This is a genomic window from Bradyrhizobium oropedii, assembly GCF_020889685.1.
Lineage (GTDB): Bacteria > Pseudomonadota > Alphaproteobacteria > Rhizobiales > Xanthobacteraceae > Bradyrhizobium > Bradyrhizobium oropedii.
Genome location: NZ_JACMYO010000499.1, coordinates 1 through 551 on the forward strand (window position 1 = coordinate 1; position 551 = coordinate 551).

A 551-nucleotide genomic window follows, 5' to 3' on the forward strand; every position below is an offset into this window, starting at 1 on the left:
CTTCCTGCTCTAGCCCTTCCCCCGCGTCGGCATCCAGGCGGATAGAAGATAGAAGCAAATCGCTATGATGAGGAGATAGCGGAAACCGAGCACGGTCGAGAATGCTTCGGTCAGGCCGCCAATGACCGATCCTGCGATATTCGATCCGAACGCTTGATCGGGATTGGCTTCGTCACGGAATGAGCGCGCAAAGATCACGCCCGCAAAGAACATCGGTCCAAGCGAGAGCGCGCAAGGGATGACGTAACGCCAGACAATGCCACCGCTCAGGAACGTATCCAGAGGCACGAGCACCGTGACCGCGAGTAGCGCGAGCAGTCCGGCATAGTGCAGGGCAAGCCGAATTGACGGTACCTTGATCACGTACAGATTGGCGGCGAGAATCAATACCAGCGCGGTGAAGAAAACTGCCGAGTTGACCAGCCAGGTGCTGCCAAACAACAGTGCCATCTGCACAACTGCTTTGGTTTCGAGCAACATGAACGCCGCGCCAAGAAAGAACATCCGATTGTTGGGCCGCCAGGGCCCCTTCGGCTTGAAGAAGTAGATCA

The 551-nt window shown here is 56.8% G+C and carries 1 protein-coding gene; it reads right to left on the reverse strand.

Translation table 11 applies throughout. The features are described from left to right. Positions 1-9: 9 nt before the first annotated feature. Positions 10-551, reverse strand: a 542-nt coding sequence (locus tag H8A95_RS43480; RefSeq protein ID WP_229188515.1) for a hypothetical protein, incomplete at its 5' end; no start/stop codon positions are given.